Genomic DNA, 24,754 nt, shown 5'->3' on the forward strand with positions numbered 1-24,754 from the left:
CTCCTGACTGTGCGTTTGATTATCAGTTTTTTTTTCAGCCTGCTAATCGCCTTCTCTGCGGCTGGGGCTTCTAACACCACGCAGAATGAAGCACAGATTAAGCAGGAGCTAGCGCAACTTGATCCAAGCAAAAACCCCAAAGATGCTGAAATTGCTCAAGCATTGCAAGGGGCACTCAATTGGATCAATGAAGCCAATGACTCTGATGCAAAAGCAAAGTCTTATCAAGAAGCTATTGATAAGTTCCCTCAAATTATTAAAGGATTGAGGCAAGATTTGCTCAATGAGAGCGATGAACCTAATCCTATTCCTTCAAATATTGGCCTCTCTGAACTTGAACAACAAATTGTTCAAGTGAGCAGCCAACTACTGGAACAAGGCCGTAAAACCCAGCAAGAGCAAGATAAAGGCCGCGAAATCAGCGAATCACTTGGTGCATTGCCTCAGCAATTATCTGAAGCACGACGCTTACTCTCTGAAGCTTCCTTTCGCTTACAGTCGTTAAGCACACCAGCGACTCCACTTGCAGAAGCCCAAGCTATACTTGCTCAAGCCGAAGTAAGTGCTCGCAAATCAGAAGTTAATGAACTCGAAATGGCGCAGTTATCAGCCAATAATCGCCAAGAAATTTCCCGAGTCACATTAGAACTGAATAAAAAACGCTACAATCGCCTAGAGCTAGAACTCCAAAAATTACGTGAAGTTCAAAGCACCTTGCGCCAACAAAAAGCGGTATTAGCCTTAGAGCACACCGAGATGCTTGCCGAACAGGGTGAATTAACCCCTTTTCTTAAAGAGCAAATCGATATTAACCGTAAGTTATCACAAGCACTGACTGACCAAGCCGTTCGTATGAATAGTATTAGCGTCAGCCAAACCGAAATTTCTGCGGGTATACAAGATGCACGTCAAGCGTTGACAACAATCCGCGAACAAGCTCAGTGGCTAAACGGTTCCAGTACTTTAGGTGAAGCATTACGTACTCAACTATCGCGCCTACCTGAAATACCGAAAAGTCAGCAGCTTAATCGCGATATGGCTGATTTACGTGTACAACGATTAAATTATGAAGATACGCTAGAGCGCTTATCTAAATTAGATATTTCTAGTCAAGAAACTGAAAATAATTTAAACGCCGCACAAGCGCAGGTATACACCTCATTAATAAAAACGCGTAAAGAATTATTGACCGCTCTGATTTCTGGTTTTGATACCGAGATGCTGGAGCTCACAAAACTTAATGTTGCCACCAGCCAGCTCACTGATGCCTTAAAAGAAGTTAAAGACGCATCACACCGTTATCTGTTTTGGATTGCGGATGCCCCACCAGTGACGCTGCATTATCCGGTACTTTTGATCACCGATATTACCCAACTGCTTTCCTTAGATACCTTGTCACAGCTAACAGGGGCTTTAGAGGTGATGTTAACAACCCAAGATACTTTCTTATATCTGCTTGGGTCGATTATTTTAGTCATTTTCAGCATCAGTACGCGCCGCCACTATCAAGACTTTCTCGATCGTGCAAGCCTACGAATTGGTAAAGTCACTCAAGATCACTTTTATCTGACAATACGAACGATTTTTTGGTCAATCATCGTTGCATTACCTCTGCCGATGATGTGGTCAGCCATTGGTTATGGGCTGCAAAGCGCTTGGCAATATCCAATGGCCGCGGCGATTGGATACGGTGTCAGTGCCACCACGCCTGTACTATGGCTATTTATGATCAGTGAGACTTTTTCACGCCCTACCGGTTTATTTATTGCTCACTTTGGGTGGGATAAAGACGCGGTCAAACGGGCAATGCGCTACTATCGCCTCGCAATTTTCGTGATCGTCCCGTTAATGATGGCGCTGATCACCTTTGAGTATTACAGCGATAGGGAATTCGCCGCCACTATTGGCCGTTTCTGCTTCTTATTGTTGTGTGTTGCTTTAAGCTTAATGACCAACAATTTACGTCGTACCCATGTTCCGCTTTATTTAGACCGACATGGCTCAGGTGAGAATCTGATCAATAAAGCGCTATGGTGGATGTTGTTGATTGCCCCTGTTGTCGCTGCCTTTTTCTCTTTATTAGGCTATTTTTCAACATCTCAAGCCTTATTAGGCCGTTTAGAAACCTCGGTCGCAATTTGGTTTGTCTTGTTAATTGTTTATCATGCAATTCGTCGTTGGATGTCAATACAACGTCGTAAGTTAGCTTTTGAACGTGCTAAACAACGTCGTGCTGATATCTTAGCGCAACGGGCAAAGGGAGAAGAAGATTCTCCACTACCAAATGCAAGTGGCGAAGGTGCGATTGACATTGATGAGCAAGTGATTGACCTCGATGCAATTAGCGCACAATCCGTCGGGTTGGTACGTTCGATCCTAACGATGATTGCCTTAGTTTCCCTCATTTGGCTATGGTCCGAGCTACATAGCGCGTTTTCATTTCTCGAAAATATTCGTCTATGGGATGTTACCTCAACCGTTAATGGTGTGGATACCGTCCAGCCAATCACGATGGGGTCAATTTTCATTGCCATATTGATCATTATTGTTACTACGCAGTTAGTTCGTAATTTACCCGCATTGCTTGAGCTTGCGGTATTACAACATTTAGATTTAACACCGGGTACTGGCTATGCTATCAGCACATTAACCAAATATTCACTGACTATCATCGGTACCATTGTTGGTTTCTCAATGTTGGGGATTGATTGGTCTAAATTGCAATGGTTAATCGCTGCAATGGGGGTCGGTTTAGGGTTTGGTTTACAAGAGATTTTTGCCAATATTATTTCAGGTCTGATGATTTTATTCGAAAAACCGATTCGTATTGGTGATACGGTGACTATCCGCAATCTGACGGGGAGTATTACAAAAATTAATACCCGAGCAACAACGCTGACAGATTGGGATAGAAAAGAGATCATTGTGCCAAATAAAGCCTTTATTACTGAGCAGTTTATTAACTGGTCTTTGAGTGACACTATCACACGTATTGTCATGACAATTCCAGCACCTGCTGATGCAGACAGCAAACTGGTGACATCAACCATACTCAATGCAGCGGAACGCTCAACAATGATATTAGAAAACCCCAATCCTGAAGTCTATTTAGTGGATCTCCAGCAGGGTATTCAAATTTTCGAGTTGCGCGTCTATGCCGCTGAAATGGGACATCGACTGCCCGCTCGTCACGAAATCCATCAAAATATATTGGCTGCATTTGCCGAACAAGGCATTCCTCTGCCGTTCCCACCATTCCAAGCACGAGTGGATGTTCGTGATAATGCACTACAAAGTGCCACCAATAACCTTTCGAGCCGTAATCCTACACGTAAGTCTGGTGAGTTATGAAAACGGCGATAACACCAGAAGATGAGCTGACTCTGTTACGAGTCAGCCAATTTGAGAAAGTTGGCTCAATTCTATTTTTTCTTATCCCATTGGTGATATTACTCGTTGTTGGTAAATCTTTTGCTGTCAATATATTGTATTTATGGCAGTTGTTAACTCTACTCTATATTGTTAGCTATCGCATATTGGTGAGTAAATTATCTAATCAACCGTTACAGTTGAGTGTACGTAGGGGTCGGGGATATAACCGCTTTTACCGAATGAGTTGGGCGTATCTGGTATTATCTGCAATTATCATGGTGGGATACCAAGTAATATCCCACTAATCGAATTTGCTCTTTAGCCTGCTTTAAATCCATAGGTTTGAATATAATTATCCGCTAATTTTTGCGCTTGTTTTAACTCATTGTCATTAAGCTGTGACGCAATTTTTTCTTGTAAGCGATGACTTTCTTTATTACCGCTGTATACCGCGGTGGCTAACCATGCATAAGACTGTTGAAGGTTTTTTTTCACACCTTTACCTTCAGAATACATCACCCCAAGGCGATCTTGCGCTTTTGCATCTCGCTGTTTAGCGGCTTTGCGGAACCAAAAAACCGCTTTTTCATTATCCACTTCAACGCCACTACCTATCGTATACATCTGCCCAATCTGAAATTGAGCGATAGCATTACCACCCTGTGCCGCTTTTCTAAACCAATACGCGGCTTTATCGAGATCTTGAGCAACACCAAGGCCCTGAGCGTACATCATCGCCATGTTAGTTTCAGCTCGGGCGTCATTATTCTTTGCCGCTTCTTCATACCACAGCATTGCTTTATCATAATCACGGCGTACACCGAAACCATTCACATACATCGTACCTAATTGGAACTGCGCATCTGAATTGCCTCGATCTCCAGCTTTGATAAACCACTGTGCGGCTATTTTGGAATCTTGTGATACGCCTTCACCTTTAAAATAGCGTTGGCCAAGTAAGTATTGAGCATCTGCATCACCTTTCTGTGCTAGCTGTGTGATCTGCTCGATTGTCTGTTGAGTCGGAGTGGAGGTATTCGAGGTGGTGGCAAGTAATAGTGAACTATAACAAACAGAACCTAACAATAATGCTAACGCGACTTTTTTCATCCTAAACAACCCTCAACAGTGCAAAAAAACCGACTGAGAAAACAGTGTGATCCTTTGTTATCGACAAGCCACGACTATGCAATAGGGGGCTTTGTAGACAACTAGCTAATAGTTTAATGCCACTTTTACCCAGAAAGAATAGGAAAAGTAGCGTAATCTTAAAAAAAGCATTTTTCGTTGATGTAACAGTGAATATGATATGGGTTAGGTAGGAAAATGTTCACCTACCCTCACCCATTAGCGCTTCTATTGTTTAGTGAAGAATAAATCTAAACATGCAGTTGTGATCCCATGCTCATTCAGTGCTTTAAATAATCCACTTGATGATGCATTGGGGCAACCCAGTTTTTCTTTGATAGTTTGTATGCGCTGATGTTCCGTCATAATAGAACAACCTTGAATATAACTAATTTCTTTTGTTCTACATTGTGATAGCAACATACGAATTGTTAGCATCTCTTTTTGCGTTAAACGAATATTGCCAAACCGCATATGATTATGAATATTGGATAAGTCACTTGGCTGTCCATCAGCAGCAACTACTGTCGTTTCAGATGGAACAATCTTTTCTCTTAGAGGCAAATCTATATTGTCTTTTTGTTGCCAAATTTTATGTGTGAAATCAGAGATCATCGGACGTATTTTAAATAAATTTAAAATATCTTTCGCCGTCAAATCATGTTTGCTATTCAAAGAGATTAATTCATAGACATTTCCAATTCTATGGCAAATATCCACTTTCATTTTATTATTTTTTATTCTAGAAAAAGTATTCATATATGCAGGGGAATAATTACTCCAAAATTGTATATCTGATGATATTCGTTCACTTATCATGAGATCTAAATCATCAGCCCAATTCATTAGTATCCAATCATAATTACTATTGACGCTATTAATTTTTTTATTATCGAGATCAATTCTAATAAACGCCACATCATAGTCAGTAAAATAAAACACATTATTAAACTTTCTTTTAAAATTGCAACATGCATTTTCTAAAAAATCACTTTTAATATCCATAATATATCCTTATTTAAATAGATTGCTTTATATGATAATTTTTAGTTAAATAACCATACATAATATATGCCAAACAAATCAATGAAATAAATAACCCTATATATGCAATGCCATAGTTTTTTAGGTAATTAACCGTTAATGGAGTTAAACCACCAATACAGGTTTGTGCAATATTATTGCCTAATGCCAATACCACCACATTACCTAATGAGCCAGAGAACAATACAGAGCTTGTTGCACTTAAAATCAATGATGAGAATATGAGTAATAAAAACTGTGCAATGAAAACAAATGTAACATTAGTGCCTTCTAATAAATAGTAGAGCGGTATTGAAAGTAACATTCCGCCCCAAACTCCAACACTAAAAATTTTTTCTGGTGAACAGTATTTATCGGTCCACCAACCAATTGTGATAATCAGTGAGATTAAAATACATGTAGACACAATCATGAATAAACTTTTAAAATCACCAAGATTTAAATGGGAAATAATTATTATCGAAGATATACTCTGCATATAAAAAATAACAGCACCAGGTATAGCAATAAAAATAACAGCAATAACACTTTTTATACTCAATTTATTCTTTAAGTTATTTATTGGTTGCTCTGGTAATTTAGCTCTAAACCAAAAACTAATAATAACATTAATTAACCCAAGAAATAATGGTATACGCCAACCAATAGTTTGCATTGTTTCTTGAGGTAACACCTTATCGAGTACAAATACCATACCTAAACAAATAGCAAATCCTAATAAACCACTACAAGCAATCATAGCTGAAATTTTTGCACGTTCATTTAGGCTTGAATCTTTAAATAAATATGTAACCAATGATGGGTATTCACCTGCAAAGCTAAAAGATAATGCTAATTGAATAATAAGTATGGCTATTGGTGTATATGCTCCGAGTAATTCAATGGGTAAAAATGCCATAGATAATGTGGCTAGTCCCGTAATAAAACTCATCAATATAAGAGCTGATTTCTTACCCACTTTCTCTGCATATAGACCAATAATATAACCGCCTATTGGCCTTGATAAAAAACGTAATGCAAATATTCCCCACACCATTTCAGTCGCTTGTTCATAGCCTAATCGATTTAATTCAGCACTTAAATAAGGTGAAATTGCTGCAAAGATGGCAATTTCATAAGATTCTAGTGCATTTCCCATTACAGCACCGAAGCGATATTTCCATTTCAAAATTAACCTCCATATTGTTATATTTCAAATAATTCGATTTACAGTTAGGCGACTAGCTGAGCCTAGCCCAAAATACTGTAACTTGAAGAATTTTGGGTATATGTCGATAATCATTCTATGAATATAAATACGACCTAAACTAGATAAAATATTCATCCCATTATCATTCATTAGGGCTTCTATTGTTTAGTGAAGAACAAATCTAAACATGCAGTTGTGATCCCATGCTCATTGAGAGCTTTAAATAATCCACTTGATGATGCATTGGGGCAACCCAGTTTTTCTTTGATAGTTTGTATACGTTTATGCTCTGTCATAATAGAACAACCTTGAATATAACTAATTTCTTTTGTTCTACATTGTGATAGTAACATACGAATTGTTAGCATCTCTTTTTGCGTTAAACGAATATTGCCAAACCGCATATGATTATGAATATTGAATAAGTCACTTGTCTGTCCATCAGCAGCAACCACTGTCGTTTCAGATGGAACAATCTTTTCTCTTAGAGGCAAATCTATATTGTCTTTTTGTTGCCAAATTTTATGAGTAAAATCAGAGAGCACTGGACGCATTTTAAATAAGTTTAATATATCTTTTACTCCAATATCTTTTTTAGTATTTATTGAAATAATTTCATATACAGATCCTGTCTTATGGCAAATATCCACTTTCATTTTATTATTTTTTATCCTAGAAAAAGTATTTGCGTATGCAGAGGAGTAATTACTCCAAAATTGTATACCTGAAGATATTCGTTCACTTACTAGCAAATCTAAGTCATCATCCCAATTCATTAGTAACCAATCATAGTGGCTAGAAATACCATTAATTTTTTCCCTCTCCAAATCAATACGAATTAAAGAAACATCTGTCACCTTTAAGTCAAAAAAACATTCTATTTTATTTGTAAATTGCCGACAAGCACTCTCAAGAAAATCACTTTTTACATTCATAAACTCTCCTTATTTTAAATAATTAACAAACAAATAATCACCTTAATAATAAAACCGTAATTAATAACATAATAAATAAAAAGCCAATTAAAAACGTCTACAGTTTAATTTAAACTCCACCATCTTAAAAATAGGGCATTATATTTTCGATTGTCAAATAATTTTCTCATAGCCTCAATAAGTAACTAATTAAGAAAACCATAGACTATTATCATAAAAAATAAATGTAAAATATTTTTTATATTCAAAGAAAATTGAAATAAATTAATGTAACAATAATTGTACAGAATAATATTTAGAATTAATTTATAAATAAACACCCCTTAATTTATTAACGTAGAAAGATATATCAATAACTATCATATTAAATCTTACATTATTCATATTTTTATTGGAGAAGTTATGGAAAAAGATTAGCATCCAGCAGATATCATTGCGGCTGTTCGTAAAAGAGGATCAACATTATCGCAAATATCACCTTTAGCTGGCTTAAGTTCTTCGACACTTAATAATACTTTAGTACGCCGATGGCCAAAAGGAGAGCGGATCATTGCTGAGTATTTAGAGATGAAGCCCGAGGAAATTTGGCCTTCTCGTTACAAGGAGAAAAATGATAACGGAATAAGTATTGTTCAATGATTTAATAACACATGAAAAGATATTTTATGTTTCTTGAATTTATACGAAATCGAGATAACCTTCATAATTATCTCGATTTTTTAAGGAAAGTTAATAGTAATAACTAGCCATTTAAATATTTATTTCTTAAATAATGGGCAACCGCATCATCAGCATTAGAACCAATAATTTCCAGTTGCGGTAATTCATCTTTTAACATTTGGTGTGCATTAGCCATGATGCAGCCTTTGCCTGATAGAGTCAGCATCTCTTTATCATTCATACCATCACCAAACGCGATACAATCATGGACTTGATAGCCTTGAAGTGCCGCAACTTGCTGCAACGCCTCGCCTTTAGATACAACACCTGCCATGACTTCAAGACAGCTGCGTAGTGAAAAGGTGACATTAACGCGATCTTGCCAGCGTTCACGAATACGGTTTTGTAGATCCACCAACATATCGTGATCTTCACTAGTGTAATACACTTTACAAACATCCGAAGTATCAAAGTTATTACGATCAAATAGGTTATATTGAAAAACAGACTCTTTGAAAAACTCTTTCTGCTCTGGGCTTTCACGGTTAATAAACCAGTCATCACCACCATAGTAATTGGTGACAAGATCGGGATGATCAAATTCCATTAAACACAGCTCATGAGCGATATCAGGATCAACATTATGCTTAAAAATCAGTTCACCTTTAGTGTTATGCACTCGCGCACCATTAGATGTGATCATGTAAGCATCAATACCAAGACTATCTCTAATTTGTGCCACATCAACATGGTGACGACCAGTGGCAAATACAAAGTGGATATCTTGTGTATCAACAAGTTGTTTCAATGTTTCCTTGGTGAATGCGGTTAAATCATGATTGGGAGATAAAAGTGTACCGTCCAAATCAGAGGCAACAACAGGATATTTCATACTTAATTCCTAACTAATACTGCTCAAAAAAATCACAGATAGCATTCAGAGCCATAGCTCTAAGTGCATCCACTTCAAACAGGATTTCATGGTGTGCCCCTTCGATAACGAGAGGTAATTTTTCTTCTCTTCCTGTCTGCGCTTTTTGCCGACTTTGACAAAAAGCCTGTAGCTCTCGATTGCTGACCACTTTGTCTTCGCTGGCTTCTAACAGCATCAGTGGCACATCAATTTCTCCCGCTTTAGCAATTAGCTCATCGCCAATTGCAAAACTTTCTTTTAGCCAATGGTAAGTGGGACCACCAAGGCGTAATTCAGGGTAATCGGCGTAATAGCGTAAATAACGCCGATAACGTTCTTGACTGTGTGTCAGGACATTAATTAAATAAGGTAATGGCTGCCATTTGCCTGTCGAAACGGCATAATCCGTACGTACACTAGGATGCGATTCTGCCCTTTCGACAATAAAACTTGCCAGCCAATGCGGTATTGGCAAATTAATGCCAATCATGGGTGCACACAATGCCGCTGCATCAAATGTGACCTTATCTCGCAATAAATAACCCGCAAGTATAGCACTACCCATTGAGTGAGCTAAAGCATAACATTTGAGATAATGCCGACATTGCACTTCAAGTTCAACAAACTTGGCAAAATCATCAATATAGTCAGTGAACTTTTCGACATGGCCTTTTTGGGGATCATCTAACATGCGGCCCGATCGCCCTTGGCCACGATGATCAACAATGAATACATCAAAACCTAGGTGATAGAAATCATAAGCAATTTCAGGGTATTTAACATAACTTTCGCTACGTCCAGGAGAGATAACAATGGCTTTATCATGTTGCGCTCGAGTAAAACGCACATAGCGGATCGGTAAGTCATCAACCCCTAAAAACTCAGCTTCTTCTCGCTGCTGCCAAAAATCTAAAAGAGGCCCGTTGGTAAATGCAGAAAATTGCGTTTCTCGATTTAACCAACTCTCTTTTAGCTTTTCAGGGGTCATTATGTGGTTATCCTTTCGTCATTCATAACCTTCAAGATGATCTCGGATTAATGCCATAAAAGCATCTCCAAAACGTTCAAGCTTCTTCTCTCCGACACCATTAATTAATAACAATTCCACAGGAGAAGTTGGGCAATGTTCTGCCATTTCAATCAATGTCGCATCATTAAATACAACAAATGGCGGAATATTGTCTTCATCAGCAATAGATTTACGTAGTTTGCGCAACTTAGCAAATAATTTCTTATCATAGTTGCCTCGATAAACTTTGTTTTGCTGATTACGGCTTTTTGTCACTAATACACGTGGAACAGCAAGCAATAATGTCGTTTCACCCCGTAATATTGGCCTCGCAGCTTCTGTCAGCTGTAGAGCAGAAAAATGCGCGATATTCTGTGTGATCATGCCAAGATGGATTAATTGGCGGATCACGCTCACCCAATGTTCATTACTTTGATCTTTGCCTATACCATACACGGGTAATTTATCATGGCCTAAATCACGAATACGCTGATTATTTGCGCCACGTAATACTTCAACAATATAGCCAATACCGAAACGCTGACCAACACGATAAATACAGGAAAGGGCTTTTTGCGCATCCACCAGCCCATCGTATTGTTTTGGTGGATCTAAACAGATATCACAGTTACCACATGGCGTCTGTCGATTTTCGCCGAAATAATTCAGTAACACGAGGCGACGGCAAGTTTGTGCTTCTGCAAATGCTGCAATCGCATTCAGTTTATGTCGCTCAATATCCTGTTGCATACCCGCAGGTTTTTCTTCTAGGCAACGACGCAACCATGCCATATCAGCAGGATCGTAAAACAGCACCGCCTCGGCTTCGACACCATCCCGCCCTGCTCGCCCTGTTTCTTGATAATAGGCTTCAATATTGCGCGGAATATCAAAATGGGCAACAAAACGCACATTGGATTTGTTAATCCCCATACCAAACGCAACCGTTGCCACGACGATTTGTAAATTATCTTTCAAAAAGGCGTCTTGTACCCACTCACGTTGTTGATTATCAAGCCCCGCATGATAAGCAGCAACGCTCAAACCGCGTTTTTGCAAGCGCTCTGCGGTATCTTCCACCTTACTACGGCTATTGCAGTAAACGATACCTGCCTTGCCTTTTTGCCCTTTAATAAAAAACCATAGCTGGTCAAGTGGCTTATATTTTTCAACTAAAGTGTAACGAATATTTGGTCGATCAAAGCTGCTAACTTGAATCAGTGGGTCATGAAGATCCAATAAACGAACAATATCGGCACGAGTGGTTTCATCGGCGGTTGCGGTTAGCGCCATGACAGGAACATTTGGAAAATGTTGCCTTAACTGACCTAATGCACGATATTCAGGACGAAAATCATGACCCCATTGTGAAATACAATGCGCCTCATCAACCGCTAATAAACCGATTTTCCAGCTGGCTAGCTGACTGAGAAAATAATCCGTTAATAACCGCTCTGGCGCGACATACAGTAATTTAAGTTCACCCCGTGCACATGCCTCCATCACTTCCCGCTGCTCTTGAGCCGTCTGAGAGGAATTCAAGCAAGCTGCATTAATGCCATGCAAACACAATTGGTCAACCTGATCTTTCATTAATGAGATCAACGGGGACACAACTAAAGTCACACCTTCTTTAACCAGTGCAGGCACTTGATAGCACAAAGATTTCCCGCCACCTGTTGGCATTAAAACCAAACAATCACGGTTATCTAAAATGGCATGGATCACTGCTTCCTGCCCAGGGCGGAAAGACTGATAACCGAAAGTACTGTTGAGTATGCTTTCAGCAAGTGACAATTGGGAGATCACTTCAGCAGTAGACACGCGGATCCTCAAATTACAAACAGATAGCTGCCCAATCGAGCAGCAAAATAGTAGCGGGTTCTACCCGTTATACTTCAAGTTGCAGCACCTTCCGTTAAGAAATAAGAACTGCACCTTGAAAGATTTAGGGTAGCACTTTTCAAGCATTCAACTCTATTTAAAACTTATACTTGAAGCAAAGCAGTTGTATGCTAGCAAATAACCGCTAACGACTAAAGCATATCATTCAACATTACACCAATACCAAAGCGTGTTTGTCTGTAATCGTAATCAATCATGGATTCGCCATAGCCACTAAATAATTGGGTATAAAACCTCACATGCTTAGTAATTGGATAGCTCCAGCCAAGCTCTGCGGCACCATAACCACTATTCCAGTTATAACGACCAGTTGCACTGATCACACTATCACCGAGTGCATAACCCACTTTTAAGCGGTAATAGCCCATATATTTAGTAATGTGTTTATTGTCATCACTGCTGTCACTTTCAGGAAGGCGATACCACGGTTTTAAGTCAACCTGCCAATTACCATTTTGTGCCATTGCTCGTGCATAAATACGGTTCCAGCTACGCGATGTGGGATCTGAACGCCCATTTGATTCATGGTTAAAACCTGTTTCAAACTCACGTAGTGTCCAGCCACCTAGCTGATAATCCGTCGCCCAACCAATGAAGATTTGCGGCTCATAGTTAGTTTCACGAAATGGCGAAGATTCTTTTTTATTACTTAATTGCCACCAAGAACGTTGAGTATAGGATGCAGCTAGCACTGAGTTATCCCCAGCAATCCCCCGCCATAAAGGAAAGGCTAAGCTCAATTGAAATTTTACTTCATCACGTAATGCATCTTTACCCCAATCATAACTTTTGATCGCATCTTTATTCATTGAGGAGGTATAAGTGTAAATAATGTAGTTTGATTCATAAGGGTAGAGGACAAAAGGGTTATCGTAATTTTGTAGTAACCCTGAAATGATACTTCCTCTGACAGGAGAGTTATGGTTGGCTTCTGTGGGTGATGCCATATCCGTATTTTCGGCCGCCATCAATGAAACAGACCAACAACAGAGTACAGCTCCAAGTAATTTGTAAAGAACGCGCATCCTATCATTCCTATTCTGAAGTATACCCTAGATCATTCGAGTTGCAGGTAGGCGACTAGCTAAGCGTAGTCAACACCTCTGCAAATTGAAGGATGACGGGTATAGACTTAAAGGTAAAGTTTGTCTCATTCTACACGCAAAATCTTAGGGTTGCTGAAAGATTATTCATTGCTTTACTAGAGACATATTTTATACATAGTGTTAACTTATTATTTACATTTTTAAAGGATGAATAGGATTAAAGATGAATGACCGTACTTACACATTAGAAGAAGCAACCAAGCTCATGAGTGATGCGTTTATCTATAAAATGCCTTTTAATCACCTTTTGGGGATCAAATTGGCCCATATGACCGATGATTTTGTTCAATTAACCATTAATAATCGACCGGAGCTGATTGGTAATTTTACCCAAAATATCCTACATGGTGGCGTGATTGCGTCTATTCTCGATGTTGCTGGTGGAATGGTTTGTATTAATCGGATCCTTCAACGCATCACCCCTCTAGTGCATCAAGACATTGCAGATAAAATGTCTAAAATGGGCACGATTGATCTACGAGTCGATTATTTGCGCCCCGGTCGCGGTGAAACCTTTACGGCAAGTGCCAGTTTATTGCGAGATGGTAATAAAATTGCCGTCACTCGCTGTGAATTGCACAATGAACGTAACCAACATATTGCTACTGCGACAGCGACTTATCTGATTGGATGAAAATAAAAAGTAAAAATTTAGTTGCTCGGTAAACTAATAACTTGTAAAAAAACCCGCACAATGTCACATTATCGAGTCATAAATCGAGCCTATTTATATTCATGCTCGATTTATACTCGTCATATTTCAAGTTGCAGCGCTTTTCGTGAAAGTATAGTAGCTACGCTCACCTGCATTAGTCACATACTTCCGAATGCTCCTAGCGGCTCATTCACTTGTCGCCTTGCTGCACCTCGAATTATTTAGGGTATAAGAACCAAATTATTTTTAGCTATTTCTTTAAATTCAAATTCAGAGTCAATAATGAGCCAGCAAAATACCACCAAAGGCGTACTATGTGCCTTGGGAGCCTATTTGATTTGGGGAGTCGCCCCCATTTATTTTAAAACGATCCAACAAGTGCCGGCAGAAGAAATCCTGACTCACCGTATTATTTGGTCATTTTTCTTTATGTTGGTTTTATTAACTGCCACAAAACACTGGAGCTACATGCGCCAAGTGTTAAAGCACCCCAAAAAAATACTCATACTGGGTGCAACAGCGGTCACCATTGCTTCCAACTGGCTAATTTATATTTGGGCCGTTAACAATGGGCACATGTTACAGGCCAGTTTAGGTTATTTTATTAACCCATTGGTTAACGTGCTGTTTGGCATGCTATTTTTGCAAGAGCGATTCCGTCGTATGCAGTGGATTGCTGTAGGATTAGCACTGACTGGTGTTTTGATCCAGTTATGGCAATTCGGCTCTGTGCCCGTGATCGGATTAAGTTTAGCCGTCACTTTTGCCACCTATGGCCTGTTACGTAAAAAATTAGGTGTTGACGCACAAATTGGGATGACCTTCGAAACATTATGGTTACTTCCTGTAGGGATCATTTTCTTACTATTCTTTGCTGATAGTCCGACAAGCAATATGATGATGAATGATTGGCATTTAAATCTTTTACTGATCCTCGCAGGGATTATCACAACTGTCCCTCTTTTGTTATTCACAGAAGCGGCGAACCACTTGCGATTATCAACACTGGGTTTCTTCCAATACCTCGGTCCAACCATTATGTTCTTGCTTGCCGTATTTATCTATGGCGAACAAATGACATCCGAGCTATTGGTAACATTTGGCTTTATTTGGGTTGCATTAATTTTGTTTACCTTAGATGCACTTTACACTCAACAAAAGCTAAGAAGAACTGCCTAATAAATCTCGTTGATTAACCAACATGGCACTTATTGTTTTAATAACGATAAGTGCCATGTTTCATTTTATGGAACAGAAGTTATTAGTTTATTTTATCTATTTTATGAATGCATAAACTATTAGTGTTAATTAAAATAACAACTTTAAACTAAATTCATTTTAAATAACTTATTTCTGATTAAAATAAATCATTATCATTTCCCTGAGAGAAATAATCTTCTGTGATTAACCCCTATTTTAGTTCCCACCGAACAAAAAAACAATAATCCTTTATTTATCAATTTGTTAATGATGATCTATAAGTATTGATTTAATCAAAAAATTGGTTATGATGAGTTTTATCTAAAATCCGCTTCTGATTAATATCAGAAATAAAATCAACCCGTTGAATTAGCATAATATTTTTATTTTTCAAAATAAATGATTGCGTAATAAGCGCATCATCACTATATTGTACGCCGCTTGTATTCACCCCAGCGGATGGTGATGGTCCGATTCATCACTGACGTTTCATTAAAGTGCGCACGATGACATATATTAATTAGTGTCCTGGTGCGAGGTTTTCTGAAATTGGATACAGGTCGGTTCTAAAATTTAATTTAATACAATAATGTAGCACTATGACCGATGTTATAGGCCCTTCGTTATTTTGGATACAGTAAAATAATAATACTGTGATTCAAAATATACTCTAAATAATTTGAGGTTCAGGTAGGCGACAAGCGAATGAGTCGCGAGAAGCATAGAAAACTATGTGACTGGCGCAAGTGAGCGATATCCCCCCTGCCACTTGAAGTATGACGAGTATATAACGGGTCAGCTACATGCAAGGTTCACTCTTGGATATACTCTAAAGCATTCAAGATGCAGGTAGGCGACAAGTGAAGATAGGCGGGAAGCATAGATAAACTATGTGACTCGGCGAGCTGAGCGTAGTCACTTATATTTCAACGAAAGTCCTGCAACTGGAAGTATGACGAGTATAAGAGTTGATGGTTGTTAAAGGCTTTTGGGAAGGGCTTAAACATGCAACAGAATACCGTTCAAATGAAACGTGTACTGACCACGCCTGCGTTAGTTTTTTTCGGGTTGGCCTATATGGTGCCTCTCGGAATTTTCACCACCTATGGGCAAGTTACAGTGTTAAGTGAAGGTCATTTACCTATTGCTTACCTTGTTACATTAGCCGCTGTTCTATTTACTGCCATGAGTTATTGCCGTATGACAAGTGCACTGCCACTTGCAGGCTCCGCCTATTCATACGTACAAAAAACGTTTGGCGGCACACTGGGTTTCTTAGTCGGTTGGGCACAATTGCTTGACTACTTATTTCTACCGATTATCAACTATATCGCGATCGGGATCTTCGTTCACGAAGCTTTCCCCAATATCCCGATGCCAGTAATTATCTGTAGTACTATTGTCGTTGTCAGCCTGATGAATATCTTAGGGATCAAATTGGTTTCTTCGATGAATATGCTGATCATCGCGATGCAACTCATCTTTATTGCCGTATTTTTATACCTGAGTTTTAAGACTAACTTCGTACTCGATACTGATGCGTTATTAGCGCCTATAACGTTAGCTTCAGACCAAATGTCTGGGTTATTTGCAGGTGCTGCGGTACTCTGCCTAGCGTTTTTAGGCTTTGATGCCATTTCAACCATGGCAGAAGAAACCAAAGATGCACGTAGTGCGCTACCAAAAGCCATTATCTATACCGTATTTATTGCTGGTACACTGTTTGTGGTTATCTCTTATAGCGCACATTTAAGCTATCCAATGTGGCAAGATTTCATCCCAAATACCGATGTAGCGAGCCTTGCTGTCATGAAACAAGTGGGCGGTGCAATGATGGCATCGAGTTTTATTACCGCTTATGTGATTGGTGTATTTGCTTCTGCAATGACCTCACAAGCCAGTATCGTGCGTATTTTCTATGCGATGGGACGTGATGGTGTGCTACCGCGCTCTATCTTTGCTTACTTACATCCAAGGCTGAATACGCCTGTGTATTCCATTATTTTTGTCGCCATCGCTTCACTGCTGTCTTTGGTTTTGTCATTGAGCATGGTGGCATCCATGATTAGCTTCGGCGCATTAATCGCCTTTACCTTTGTGAATTTGTCAGTCATTAAGCATTTCTACATTGACCGCAAAGAAGCCTTAGATGGTAAAAAATTAATTACTTGCCTGATTATGCCGTCAATTGGTGTCATACTGACTTTATGGCTATGGACAAGTTTAGATAAAGAAGCCTTTACCGTCGGCCTATGTTGGTTGGCAGCCGGTGCTATTTATTTAACCTTATTGACTCATGGTTTCAAACGTCGCCCTCCAGCAATTTCGGATGATGAGACGAATATGATCATTAATTAAACTCATGGCGTTACTCTAAATAATTCGAGTTGCAGCTGGGCTTAGCCAACAACGCTGCAACTTGAAGTATGACGAGTATCCCCTTTGCTATTTTGGCTCCATACAGGTTGAGCCCCTTGATAAAGACTGTGATAGAAATGAATAATAAAGTTGCTGATGTCATTTACTTCAACGGTTATATTTACACCGCCGATCAACAAGATAGCGTTGTAGATGCCATTGCCGTACAAGATGGCTATATTATCGCGAGTGGTACTTCAGAAGCGTTGCACCAGTATGTTGGGCCAGAAACCGAAAGTATCGATTTAGAAGGCAAAATGATGATGCCTGGCATCATTGATGGCCATATGCACCCATTTTGGGGAGGCATTCAGTTATTTGGTTGCCACCTCAACTATGAGTCCCTCACTATTGATCAAATCTTGCAGCGCGTCCAAGACCATTTAGATAAAGATCCCCGTACAGGAGAAAATGACTGGCTAAAAGTTACTGCATGGCTGCGTCAAGGCATGTTACCTGCGGGTATTGATATGTACCGCGAAGACATGGATAAATTGAAAACTAACCGCCCTGTGGTACTGTTTTCTAATGACTGTCATACACTTCTTGCTAACAGCCGTGCGTTAGAGCTGTTTGGGATCACTAAAGAGACACCTGAGCCACCTGATGGCAAAATTGGTAAATACGATAATGGTGAACTGAATGGTATTTTAGAAGATGCTCCTGCAATGCGTGCAGCTGACAGCATTCCTTCAATCCGTGATGACCAAGCCGTTGAAGTCGCAGAACTGGTGCAAAAAGTGCTTAACCAACAGGGCGTTACCACAGTTATGGATGCACGAGTCTCAGAGCAGCAGCTTGAAGCTTTCGCGGAATTACAACGTCGTGACGAACTCACACTGCGTTTCCAAGCCGCGCGTGAAATCACCCCTGACGATACACCAAATGTGGCTGCTGTCGCTGCTGCTGTTGATAAAGCGGTTGCTTTTGCAAAAAAATGGCACCAAGCAGATTGGACACCCAAGCCAGGCATCGGCCTGCGTAACATAAAAATGTTTGTTGATGGTGTTTTACAGTACCCAACCATGACGGCTTCATTGCTACAACCCTATCGAATCAATCAAGGCACTGACAGTGCGCCAAACTGGGTTGAAACAGATAACTACGGTGATCTCTACTTCACCGCAGAGATCCTTGATGAATTAATGGAAAAAATTGCAGCGGCTGGCTATGACCCACATTTACATACCGTTGGTGAAGGTGCTGTATCCATTGTTCTTGATGCGATTGAAAAAATGCGGGCGGCGCATCCAGAAAAAGATATCCGTCCAGGTTTAGCGCATAACGAATTAGTACATCCAAAGGACTATGAGCGTTTTGCTCGCTTAAAAACAATTGCCTGCTTATCGTTTCAATGGGCAGCTCCAACACCTGAGCTAGCGGCTTTTGAGTGCAATATGTTAGGTGAAGAACGCTTTGAACAACTAGAGCCGATCGCTAAATTTATTGATGCTGGTGCTGTTGTCGCATTTGGTAGCGATTGGCCTATTGATGATTTTGACGAATGGTACGACTTAAAAGTCGCTGCGACGCGTCGTGGCCGTGATATTAATGGTCAACCAGCGCCGCGCTTGGATAATGACCGTGATCTGACCGTGATCGAAGTCTTACGCTCAGCGACTATTGATTCTGCATTTGCCCAACATCGTGAAGACGTCATTGGATCACTCGAAGCAGGTAAATTTGCTGATATGATCGTGCTTGATCGTAATGTGTTTGAGATCCCTGCGGACGATATCGAAAATGTAAAAGTATTACGTACCATTATTGGTGGTAAAACGGTGCATATTGCTTCATAAAGGCTAATTTTTAGATTTATCCATAAGGCACAAACTTGTGCCTTATTTTTTCTATCAATCCTAAAGAAGCGGATTAATTAAAAATTTCCTTGCAATAGCCAATTCACCTCGTTATCATCCGCTCGATTTTTATTCCCTAATACCACTTATTTAACCCACAGCAAGGAGGTACATCATGACAACAATTCATCAAACTCTTTGCGGGTCTACTCAGAAATAGTTTTTTCTATCTCTCTCGTTACTGCCCGCTAAATCACCTTATTTTTTCTTAGAAATGAGTTAATAGCTTATGGGCAATACCCTTCATTCTGTCGGCGATAACGTCAGTTATATCGCAACAGAAAATACATGGATTGAAAGTAAAGCGATCCAACAATTACAAATTACGGCTAATCTGCCTGACATGGTTGCTGTCGTTGGCATGCCTGATTTACATCCAGGTCGTGGCTATCCTATTGGTGCCGCATTTTTCTCAACACAGCGTTTTTACCCTGCATTGGTAGGTAATGACATTGGCTGTGGGATGAGTTTATTTCAAACAGATATCAAAATTGCTAAGTTAAATTTAGATAAATTTGAAAAGCAATTATCAACCCTATCAGACATTGCCTCAATGGAGTGGCTGGAGGCGAATGCGCCAGAGCAAATGAAGTCACATGATTTTATCGCATCATTAGGTTCCATTGGGGGCGGCAACCACTTTGCCGAATTCCAGCACATTGATAAAATTATTGATAACGAACGTTTCGAGCAACATGGTTTTAATAAGAAACAAGCGCTACTACTGGTTCACAGTGGCTCTCGTGGGTTAGGTCAATCGGTTTTACGCCAACACGTTGAGCAGCACAACCATAGTGGTCTGCTTGAAAATACGGATGAAGCTAGCGCTTATCTACTTGCACATCAAGATGCATTGCAATTTGCAGAAACTAACCGCCAATTAATAGGCTTACGTATGCTTCAGCAAGTTAAAGCCACCGGTGAAATGCGTCTGGATATCAACCATAATCTTGTTGAACCCTACACTTTTCGCGGCGTTGAAGGCTGGTTACATCGTAAAGGCGCGACTCCTTCTGATCGAGGTATGGTGGTGATCCCCGGTTCACGCGGTGATTATAGTTATCTGGTGATGCCAAACAACAATGATATCAGCCTGAATTCATTAGCGCATGGCGCTGGCCGCAAATGGATGCGTACCGAATGTAAAGGCCGCTTATCGCATAAATATACGCCATTACAATTATCACGCACATCATTAGGTAGCCGAGTCATTTGTGCTAACAAGCAATTGATCTACGAAGAAGCCCCACAATCATATAAATCTATTGATACTGTGATTGAAAGTATGGTTGCAGCTGGACTGATTGATGTTATTGCACGCTTACGGCCAGTGATAACCTATAAAACCAGTGGAGAGTGTGCATAATGTTATTACAATTCTCCTCTGCTCAAGGCCCTGAAGAATGCTGTATCGCTGTTGAAAAAGCATTAGCTTACTTTTTAAATGAAGCAAAACAATATGATGTTATTGTTGATATATTAGAGTCTTTACCATCGCAGCAAGGTTTAAAGTCTGCTTTAGTTTCACTAGAAGGTAGCGATACTGAAACGTTAGCGAATATGTGGTCTGGTACTATTCAGTGGCAATGTCAAAGCCCTATACGGCCTAAACATAAGAGAAAAAATTGGTTTCTCAGTGTAATACGTTTTTCACCTTTGCAAGCTATTGAAGACAGTGAAATTGTATTTGAGTTTATCAAATCTCAAGGACCAGGAGGGCAGCATGTCAATAAAACTTGCTCAGCCGTGAGAGCAAAACATATCGCGACGAATATCAGCGTGAAAGTACAGTCAGAACGCAGTCAACATGCGAATAAAAAATTAGCGAAACAACTTATTTTTTGGCGATTGCATGAATACCAAACACAACAAGTTTCGGCACTCGATAAGCAGAGACATGTTTCGCATTATCAAATTGAACGAGGTAATGCAAAAAAGATATTTAGTGGAAAAGAGTTTAAGCCTATATTGACTTAAATTTTAATATATTGTCATCGTCATCATTAAACCATAACCACCTGCATTAGCAGGTGGTTATATATACTTTGGATAATTCGAGATACAAGTCAACAACAAGCCAAGATAGACAGGAAGCATTAATAAACTCGCTGACTCGGTGAGCGTAATGCGGGCATCCCTGTGTTTTGCAGTATGACGAGTATATACTCATCAATCTCAATTACCCCATTATACAATCGATACTATTTCACGGCGTGGGGCTGTCATTGATAACAGATTAAGCCCTTTGTCATTTATAATTAGGTTATCCATGTTAATTCCACTACTATCCACACCTGCTCCAAAACATGATACTGCATCAATCATGCGGTTTTCTATGCTAGAAATTATTTCTGTGCCAACTGATTGTTGATTAGTTTTTAAAATAGGCGCTGACTCAGACCAATATCGCATATCTTCTAACGTATTTTCTACTCTATGTGTCAGCATCGTTGCAATGGAAATAACATCACCAGTGACCAGATCATTAATTAAAGAATTAGCATCATTAAGTAATTTTGGTTTTACATGGTATTTATATAAAGAGAGAATTTTAGGAACTACCTTATGTGCGATATCTTTAGCATCACGAAAAGCTGAAAGTAATTCGTTAGTTTTTTTGGTTAATTGATGGAACAATGGCCCCATATCACTATGATTTTCTATAGGCTCATAAAATTTTGGTGTTTCTGCTAACAATCGTTTTTCTAATATAGATATATCGCATCTAATATCTTCAGAATCAGAGATTATTGACCTTAATATGTCATTATACGAAAACATAACAGAACTCATAGAATCATATATTTCATTATAACTCTGAGCTGCATCATTAAACATATCATTAAGTGTAGACAAATAATTTTCAATATATAGGTTATTATTAGTTTTACTTAATAGTTGGTTGGCTAACTCAAGCCACTCCTGATGAATACCACTTATATTTATGATATACTCATCGAGAATATCGACCCCGTGCCAGACTTGTTCCATTATTTTCTCTGCGGGGATGCCATTAATCTTTTTATCGAAAAACTGATTTATTTCATAATCTAATATTGATTTCGTTTCTTTATTATTGTTCATAGCATTAACATCCTTATTGTTTATAAAAAATTAATTCATAATATATAAAAACACTATTATTAAGCTAAAAGTTATCAAGAACAACAAAGTCATTAGCCTCTAATTCAAGCTAATATAGAGTAAAGAAAATAACAAACTAAGATTTTATCTACTATTCCTAATAATATTTATAATATGAATATTAAAACAGCCCACCCCTATTCGGGGCGGCTTAATGGAATAAGGGTCAAAGTATTTTTTCAGTTAAAAACCAACCAGCAATACTTTCACGCTTTTTTTGGGTAGGCAAAACTTCATGAGGAAAGTTTTCGGACATAAACACAATCATCCGTCCAGCCAATGGCTCTAATCGAAATAGTTCTTGATCTTGTAAATCATACACGACCAACTCCCCACCATCACCTGATTGCCATTCTTCATTTAAATAAATCACAGTGGTGACTTTACGAATGCCTTGTCCTTGGAAGTTATCAATATGTTTTTTGTAAAATGCACCGTTAGGGTAACGACAAAAATGGGTTTCAAAATCACGCAGCCCCATATAACACTGACGATTTAACTCTTCACGGATAGCATCCATTTTATCCATATATTGTGTAATAGGCACACCCATTTCAGGTTCTAGCCATACCGTTTGATCACCGCGAATGGTTTTATTGCCTTGTAATGATGCTTTATTGCCAATACGCGCATCTTTCAAAGCAATATCTGGGATGCAATCCTTGATTGCCTGACGTTGTTCAGGAGTCACAAAGTCATCCCATACATACCAACCATTGGTGGCGAGAGAATCAATTAAGTTATTTAATGACATGATAAATACGAGAAAGGTTTTTCGGTGTGATTTTATACTTCACTGTATGGAAAAATCAAAATTAAAAACTTAAATCTTGATGATTAGACTCTTAAATCAAAGTAACCAACTATAAAAATTACGATAAAAGATGCTCATGAAATGAATGAGCATCTTAATTTTAAATGGCTCTATCTTATTGAATAATTAATGCATTACCCTACAAATCCCAACACAGCTATATTGCTGTCGAGTTATAGATTGATCCACTTGCTTGCCAGTAAATACACTTGTGCCATTATGACCATTTTCAAACTCAGACATTTGTTGATTTAAAACATCAGCTGATGCAAGTTCAGTAGATAAGCGTGAATGATTTCCTTCCACCTGCGTAAGCTCTAATTCCAATGGTACATTTCCTTCTACATCCATCTGCTCTAAAAAAACTTCTGTTCCAGTGAGCTGAGCTTCTGGTACTACTATGTCAGATTGCTCCTCATAAAATTTTACAATTTCTGTAATCGTATCAATACGCTTACAAAGTGATGCCATAGAATCTTTATAAATTAAACTTATTTTTTTACTATGTTCATTAAACAACTCAAGTCCAGAAGCAACCTTCCCGCCAATTAGTTCATTAACTTTTTTGTATGGCAGTAACTTTTCCATATGATTCATAGTATTATTTTTCAGATTATTTAATTTCACCTGCATTTCATCTAAACTAAAATTCCCTTTAGAGTAGTCGGTAATGATGTTATGCATATTTTTTTCTGCTTTATCCATCGTGTTTCTGAAATAATGAACTGTAACCATTTGGTTAAAAGTGGCAGCGTTCATTTCCTCAGCCGTAGTTTTCAACTCAGTTAAGAGTGATTTAACTTTATTAAGACGAGATTCATAGCTTTTATATTTTGGCGAGGATTTATCTACTTTTGCCATTCGACGATTTAAAATACGAACATCTCTTTCAGCCTTTCTGACTGTAACGGATATCTCTGAACATAACCCTTCCATTTGATTATATTGTTCTTTTGCTAATTCATCTGTATCAGTTTTAAGATTTGTAATGCTTAAATTTCTATTAAAATCAATTGTATCACTTAATCTATTTTTTACATTCCATGTATTCACTTTATTAACTCCTTTTTAAACTTAATTAATATAAACTATAATAGGTATATACTCTAAATAATTCGAGATGCAGGTAGACGACAAGCGAAGATAGACGGGAAGCATAGATGAACTATGTAACTCGGCTAGCTGAGCGCAGTCAACCCCCCTGTATCTTGAAGTATGACGAGTATATCTATGTTATATAAATAATGCAGTAATGAATGCTAATCTAACTTTTTGTTAGATACAAATTTTTATTACATATCATTCTGAATAAAAAATTCAATTAAAAAACAAATTTATAAATTAATTATCATTAATAATTATTTTATAACATGATTAGTTTTAATCATTATTGAATAACAACA

20 protein-coding genes are annotated in these 24,754 nt (G+C 38.7%); 9 read left to right on the forward strand and 11 right to left on the reverse strand.

The window, feature by feature from the left end; all coding sequences use genetic code 11:
* The first annotated feature begins 9 nt into the window (after positions 1-9).
* Both mscM and M1E96_RS19355 read left to right on the forward strand, forming a co-directional pair.
* On the forward strand, positions 10-3,351 hold the full coding sequence (gene mscM, locus M1E96_RS19350; protein ID WP_337979633.1) for a miniconductance mechanosensitive channel MscM: 3,342 nt from the start codon (positions 10-12) through the stop codon (positions 3,349-3,351).
* Positions 3,348-3,677: a hypothetical protein gene (locus M1E96_RS19355; protein ID WP_369427289.1), complete on the forward strand. Its 330-nt coding sequence runs from the start codon at positions 3,348-3,350 to the stop codon at positions 3,675-3,677. Before mscM ends, M1E96_RS19355 begins: the two co-directional genes overlap by 4 nt.
* Before the next feature lie 13 nt (positions 3,678-3,690).
* Here the strand turns inward: M1E96_RS19355 and M1E96_RS19360 are convergent, their stop codons facing one another.
* The 4 genes from M1E96_RS19360 to M1E96_RS19375 form a co-directional block, all read right to left on the reverse strand.
* Entirely contained in the window at positions 3,691-4,482 is a 792-nt protein-coding gene (locus tag M1E96_RS19360) for a tetratricopeptide repeat protein (RefSeq protein WP_070927804.1), read from the reverse strand.
* 246 nt (positions 4,483-4,728) lie between these two features.
* Positions 4,729-5,505, reverse strand: a complete 777-nt coding sequence (locus M1E96_RS19365; protein ID WP_319069023.1) for a hypothetical protein — start codon at positions 5,503-5,505, stop codon at positions 4,729-4,731.
* Between the two features lie 13 nt (positions 5,506-5,518).
* On the reverse strand, positions 5,519-6,682 hold the full coding sequence (locus M1E96_RS19370) for an MFS transporter (protein WP_369427290.1): 1,164 nt from the start codon (positions 6,680-6,682) through the stop codon (positions 5,519-5,521).
* A gap of 209 nt (positions 6,683-6,891) precedes the next feature.
* The gene (locus M1E96_RS19375) at positions 6,892-7,668 is read right to left on the reverse strand and encodes a hypothetical protein (protein ID WP_319069018.1); all 777 of its coding nucleotides are present in this window, start codon (positions 7,666-7,668) and stop codon (positions 6,892-6,894) included.
* A gap of 429 nt (positions 7,669-8,097) precedes the next feature.
* Between M1E96_RS19375 and M1E96_RS19380 the strand changes: the two genes are divergently transcribed.
* The gene (locus tag M1E96_RS19380; RefSeq protein ID WP_369427535.1) at positions 8,098-8,307 is read left to right on the forward strand and encodes a helix-turn-helix domain-containing protein; all 210 of its coding nucleotides are present in this window, start codon (positions 8,098-8,100) and stop codon (positions 8,305-8,307) included.
* A gap of 103 nt (positions 8,308-8,410) precedes the next feature.
* Here M1E96_RS19380 and yigL read toward each other — a convergent pair whose 3' ends face one another.
* The 4 genes from yigL to pldA form a co-directional block, all read right to left on the reverse strand.
* Entirely contained in the window at positions 8,411-9,220 is an 810-nt protein-coding gene (yigL, locus tag M1E96_RS19385) for a sugar/pyridoxal phosphate phosphatase YigL (RefSeq protein WP_070927814.1), read from the reverse strand.
* A 13-nt stretch (positions 9,221-9,233) separates the two neighbouring features.
* Positions 9,234-10,229, reverse strand: a complete 996-nt coding sequence (pldB, locus tag M1E96_RS19390; RefSeq protein ID WP_070927815.1) for a lysophospholipase L2 — start codon at positions 10,227-10,229, stop codon at positions 9,234-9,236.
* An 18-nt stretch (positions 10,230-10,247) separates the two neighbouring features.
* Complete coding sequence (gene recQ / locus M1E96_RS19395) at positions 10,248-12,074, reverse strand: ATP-dependent DNA helicase RecQ (RefSeq protein WP_319069015.1); 1,827 nt, start codon at positions 12,072-12,074, stop codon at positions 10,248-10,250.
* Positions 12,075-12,286: 212 nt separating this feature from the next.
* Positions 12,287-13,180 carry a phospholipase A gene (gene pldA / locus M1E96_RS19400; RefSeq protein ID WP_070927819.1) on the reverse strand — a complete coding sequence of 298 codons (894 nt, stop codon included), beginning with the start codon at positions 13,178-13,180 and terminating at the stop codon, positions 12,287-12,289.
* Between the two features lie 244 nt (positions 13,181-13,424).
* On the opposite strand from pldA, the gene M1E96_RS19405 reads away from it, so the two are divergent.
* The 6 genes from M1E96_RS19405 to prfH all read left to right on the forward strand — a co-directional run bounded on the left by M1E96_RS19405 (position 13,425) and on the right by prfH (position 21,370).
* A complete protein-coding gene (locus M1E96_RS19405) occupies positions 13,425-13,895 on the forward strand; it encodes a thioesterase family protein (RefSeq protein WP_070927821.1) in 471 nt (156 codons plus the stop codon).
* A 303-nt stretch (positions 13,896-14,198) separates the two neighbouring features.
* Positions 14,199-15,095 (forward strand): EamA family transporter RarD, encoded by an 897-nt coding sequence (gene rarD, locus M1E96_RS19410; RefSeq protein WP_140187570.1) that lies wholly within the window; start codon positions 14,199-14,201, stop codon positions 15,093-15,095.
* A gap of 1,026 nt (positions 15,096-16,121) precedes the next feature.
* Positions 16,122-17,474, forward strand: a complete 1,353-nt coding sequence (locus M1E96_RS19415) for an APC family permease (RefSeq protein ID WP_140182095.1) — start codon at positions 16,122-16,124, stop codon at positions 17,472-17,474.
* A gap of 137 nt (positions 17,475-17,611) precedes the next feature.
* Positions 17,612-19,333, forward strand: coding sequence for an amidohydrolase (locus M1E96_RS19420; RefSeq protein WP_070927825.1), 1,722 nt, complete (start codon positions 17,612-17,614; stop codon positions 19,331-19,333).
* 289 nt (positions 19,334-19,622) lie between these two features.
* Entirely contained in the window at positions 19,623-20,759 is a 1,137-nt protein-coding gene (locus tag M1E96_RS19425; RefSeq protein ID WP_319069011.1) for an RNA ligase RtcB family protein, read from the forward strand.
* Complete coding sequence (prfH, locus tag M1E96_RS19430) at positions 20,759-21,370, forward strand: peptide chain release factor H (RefSeq protein ID WP_319069009.1); 612 nt, start codon at positions 20,759-20,761, stop codon at positions 21,368-21,370. The genes M1E96_RS19425 and prfH overlap by 1 nt, the downstream gene beginning before the upstream one ends.
* Before the next feature lie 210 nt (positions 21,371-21,580).
* On the opposite strand, the gene M1E96_RS19435 is transcribed toward prfH, so the two are convergent.
* From M1E96_RS19435 to M1E96_RS19445, 3 genes are all read right to left on the reverse strand, one after another.
* A complete protein-coding gene (locus M1E96_RS19435; protein WP_319069007.1) occupies positions 21,581-22,477 on the reverse strand; it encodes a hypothetical protein in 897 nt (298 codons plus the stop codon).
* 226 nt (positions 22,478-22,703) lie between these two features.
* Positions 22,704-23,291, reverse strand: coding sequence for a 2OG-Fe(II) oxygenase (locus tag M1E96_RS19440; RefSeq protein ID WP_319069004.1), 588 nt, complete (start codon positions 23,289-23,291; stop codon positions 22,704-22,706).
* Between the two features lie 186 nt (positions 23,292-23,477).
* Entirely contained in the window at positions 23,478-24,404 is a 927-nt protein-coding gene (locus M1E96_RS19445) for a hypothetical protein (protein ID WP_319069002.1), read from the reverse strand.
* Between the last annotated feature and the right edge of the window lie 350 nt (positions 24,405-24,754).

The sequence above is a fragment of the Providencia sp. PROV236 genome (genome assembly GCF_033676985.1).
GTDB lineage: Bacteria > Pseudomonadota > Gammaproteobacteria > Enterobacterales > Enterobacteriaceae > Providencia > Providencia manganoxydans.

Coding starts and splice junctions, on each gene's coding strand:
- M1E96_RS19355 (WP_369427289.1), top strand. CDS start 3,348: ATGAAAACGGCGATAACACCAGAAGATGAGCTGACTCTGTTACGAGTC.
- M1E96_RS19360 (WP_070927804.1), bottom strand. CDS start 4,482: ATGAAAAAAGTCGCGTTAGCATTATTGTTAGGTTCTGTTTGTTATAGT.
- M1E96_RS19365 (WP_319069023.1), bottom strand. CDS start 5,505: ATGGATATTAAAAGTGATTTTTTAGAAAATGCATGTTGCAATTTTAAA.
- M1E96_RS19370 (WP_369427290.1), bottom strand. CDS start 6,682: ATGGGAAATGCACTAGAATCTTATGAAATTGCCATCTTTGCAGCAATT.
- M1E96_RS19375 (WP_319069018.1), bottom strand. CDS start 7,668: ATGAATGTAAAAAGTGATTTTCTTGAGAGTGCTTGTCGGCAATTTACA.
- yigL (WP_070927814.1), bottom strand. CDS start 9,220: ATGAAATATCCTGTTGTTGCCTCTGATTTGGACGGTACACTTTTATCT.
- pldB (WP_070927815.1), bottom strand. CDS start 10,229: ATGACCCCTGAAAAGCTAAAAGAGAGTTGGTTAAATCGAGAAACGCAA.
- pldA (WP_070927819.1), bottom strand. CDS start 13,180: ATGCGCGTTCTTTACAAATTACTTGGAGCTGTACTCTGTTGTTGGTCT.
- M1E96_RS19405 (WP_070927821.1), top strand. CDS start 13,425: ATGAATGACCGTACTTACACATTAGAAGAAGCAACCAAGCTCATGAGT.
- rarD (WP_140187570.1), top strand. CDS start 14,199: ATGAGCCAGCAAAATACCACCAAAGGCGTACTATGTGCCTTGGGAGCC.
- M1E96_RS19415 (WP_140182095.1), top strand. CDS start 16,122: ATGCAACAGAATACCGTTCAAATGAAACGTGTACTGACCACGCCTGCG.
- M1E96_RS19420 (WP_070927825.1), top strand. CDS start 17,612: ATGAATAATAAAGTTGCTGATGTCATTTACTTCAACGGTTATATTTAC.
- M1E96_RS19425 (WP_319069011.1), top strand. CDS start 19,623: ATGGGCAATACCCTTCATTCTGTCGGCGATAACGTCAGTTATATCGCA.
- prfH (WP_319069009.1), top strand. CDS start 20,759: ATGTTATTACAATTCTCCTCTGCTCAAGGCCCTGAAGAATGCTGTATC.
- M1E96_RS19435 (WP_319069007.1), bottom strand. CDS start 22,477: ATGAACAATAATAAAGAAACGAAATCAATATTAGATTATGAAATAAAT.
- M1E96_RS19440 (WP_319069004.1), bottom strand. CDS start 23,291: ATGTCATTAAATAACTTAATTGATTCTCTCGCCACCAATGGTTGGTAT.